Origin of the sequence: Eggerthella sp. AM16-19, from assembly GCF_003474385.1 — a bacterium.
Classification (GTDB): Bacteria; Actinomycetota; Coriobacteriia; order Coriobacteriales; family Eggerthellaceae; genus Senegalimassilia.
Map to the genome: position 1 here is coordinate 1 of NZ_QUCY01000032.1, position 2,915 is coordinate 2,915.

A 2,915-nucleotide genomic window follows, 5' to 3' on the forward strand; every position below is an offset into this window, starting at 1 on the left:
CTTCGCACCGGCAGCCAGCCGCCCGGCCTTCGCACCGGCAGCTTGCCGCGCGATTATGCAGTCCGGCTGTTGTGTGCAATCGTGCCGCTCCTATGTCGTTACTGGTGAAATTGTCGTGCGCGGCGTAACATGGATGTGTTCAAACCCCGGCTGCGTTGCCGGCGTTCCTGTCCTGAAGGAGGATGCTATGGATGCAAAGGTGTACAAGCTGATCAACGACCAGATCCGCAAGGAGCTGTACTCGGCGTACCTGTACCTGTCGTTCGCCGACTACTACCAGGAAGAAGGCTTGGAAGGTTTCGCCCATTGGTACGAGATCCAGACGCAGGAGGAGCGCGATCATGCGCTTATCTTCCGTAAGTATTTGCATGAGAACGGCTGCAAGGTGAAGCTGCAGGCCATCGACCAGCCCGACAAGACCTTCAGCAACCATCTGGAGCCGCTTGAGGCCGCGCTGGAGCACGAGAAGTATATCACCGGTACCATCAACGACATCTACACCGCCGCCCTTGAGGCGAAGGACTATCGCACCATGAAGTTCCTCGATTGGTTCATTTCGGAGCAGCAGGAGGAAGAGGACAACGCCGAGAAGCAGGTGTCTCGCATGAGGCTGTTCGGCAACGATGCCAAGGCGCTCTACGACCTTGATCAGGAGAACGCGGCTCGCGTGTACGCCGTTCCCAGCCCGCTGGCGAACGCGTAGATTCACGACGAAGGCAGTTCTGCCGGGTTTGCGGGAACCTTGTTCGTCGCTGGCTGATGCAGATGCACGCCGATAAAGGCGCTCCGATGTGGATCGGGGCGCCTTATTGTTTCCCTACATCATTTACAGTGCCTATCGATTGAGCGCCCTTTTGAATGGTTTATGCATAAATAGTGGAGCATTATGCATTTCTATAAAAACTCACAATTGCCCGTATCCGTGGCTATAGCACCAGGTAAAACGGCGAAAAATGACTGTTTCTACCAGGTAAACAGGCGATTCGAAAGGTTGCATGAATCAATATAGCATGCAAGAATATTCATTGTCCGACAGCGGATAACATTGCAAAACTCAAACGACTATCTTCGCCAAATCGACTGTCTCGGGTTTGCAGGTTCCGTCGCCAAGCGGAACGCGGGTTGCCAAGACCCCGCACATTGCCTGTCGGGATTCCTTTCGAAAGCCGGGTTCTTCCTACCCGGCTTTATTTTTTCTTGTGCACCTGCAAGAAATCGCTTCGCCTTGCGCCGGCGTTCGCTCTTACCGAAAGCGTTCGTTCCCGCCGCTACCTGGACGCGTCTCTGCTCAAGGAGTAGCCGTACCGGCGGCTGGCTGCATAGTCGGTATAGAGAAACGTCCGCATCTCCGTACCAAAAGGAGGGGACGATAGCGAGGCCGCGCTCGGAACATCTCATATTCTTTTCGGTTGGTCGTTCTGGAAGGCGGTTGCGTGACTCGTGTTCGTATGCCATGGTGCTGGGCGATTTGCGGCGTTGCAAAACTGTCTCTTGTCGTACCGGGCATCGCGCAACGATCTATGGTGTTGGGGCAGTTGTGCGACATCGCGCAACAATCCTTTATCGCATGAGCGCGGCAATCTTCACCCGATACCGCCAGGCACCGGGTTCGCGCGTTATACTGAGCGCATCGTGCTGCTTGCGGGCGAAGGTGGGCGGCGCGGCGTCCCGAAACCAAGGAAGGCGGTTCCCATGGAAGACTTCGAGTTCGTTTCCCCTACGCATTTCGTGTTCGGCCACAACGCCGAAAGCAAGGTCGGCCCCATGTTGGCCGAGCGCGGCGCGCGTAAGGTGCTGCTGCACTATGGCGGGCAGAGCGCCATCAAGTCGGGCCTCATCGACCGCGTGTGCGCATCGCTCGAGCAGGTCGGCATCGAGTACGTGAAGCTGGGCGGCGTGCGCCCCAATCCCGAGATCGGCCTGGTGCGCGAGGGCGTCGCGCTGTGCAAGGAAAACGGCGTGGACTGGGTGCTGGCCGTGGGCGGCGGCTCCGTGGTCGACTCCGCGAAGGCCATCGCCAACGGCGCCTGCATCGATTACGACGTGTGGGAGCTTATCACCAAGAAATACCCGAACACCGAGGTGCTGCCCATCGCCGTGGTGCTCACCATCCCGGCAGCCGGCAGCGAGGCGTCGAAGAACACCGTCATCAGCAACGACGAGCTGGGCATGAAGACCGGCTACGCCAGCAATTACCAGCGCCCGAAGCTGGCGTTCATGAACCCCGAGCTCACGTTCACGCTGCCGCCGTTCCAGACAGCCGCCGGCATCACCGACATGTTCTGCCATCTGCTCGAGCGATTCTTCGACGACGTGGGGGCCGTGCCCGTCACCGACGGCATGAACCTGTCCGTCATGCGCACCATCCGCGCCGAGGCCCCGCGCGTGCTGGCCGAGCCCGAGAACTACGATGCCCGCGCGAACATCATGTGGGCCGGCATGCTGTGCCATCAGGGTCTTTTGGGCATGGGCCGTCACGAGGACTGGGCGACGCATGGCCTAGAACACGAGCTGTCCGCCTATGACACCACCGTTACGCACGGCGCCGGCCTGGCCTGCCTGTTCCCGGCATGGATGGAATACGTCTACGACGCCAACCCGGCGCGCTTCGCGCAGTACGGCTACGAGGTGTTCGGCTTGGCGCCCACGGGCGACATCGAATCCGACGCGCTATCTGCCATCGACGAGACGCGCATGTTCTTCGCCAGCCTGGGCATGCCCATCAGCCTGGGCGAGCTCGGCCTGGACGAGGACAATATCGAGGACGCCATCGCCGAGATGATCCCCACCCTGCGCGAGAACAAGGGCGAGCCGTTCGGCAGCTTCAAGAAGCTGACCATGGAGGATGCCGCCGAGATCTACCGCTTGGCACTGTAAGGAAAAACGTCCGCCTGCCAAATGCCGGCAGGCGGGCG

The 2,915-nt window shown here is 59.7% G+C and carries 2 protein-coding genes; both read left to right on the top strand.

The window, feature by feature from the left end; genetic code table 11:
• The first annotated feature begins 187 nt into the window (after nt 1-187).
• A complete protein-coding gene (locus DW178_RS10120; RefSeq protein WP_118351155.1) occupies nt 188-703 on the top strand; it encodes a ferritin in 516 nt (171 codons plus the stop codon).
• A gap of 989 nt (nt 704-1,692) precedes the next feature.
• On the top strand, nt 1,693-2,877 hold the full coding sequence (locus DW178_RS10125; protein WP_114620099.1) for an iron-containing alcohol dehydrogenase: 1,185 nt from the start codon (nt 1,693-1,695) through the stop codon (nt 2,875-2,877).
• The last annotated feature ends 38 nt before the right edge of the window (nt 2,878-2,915 follow it).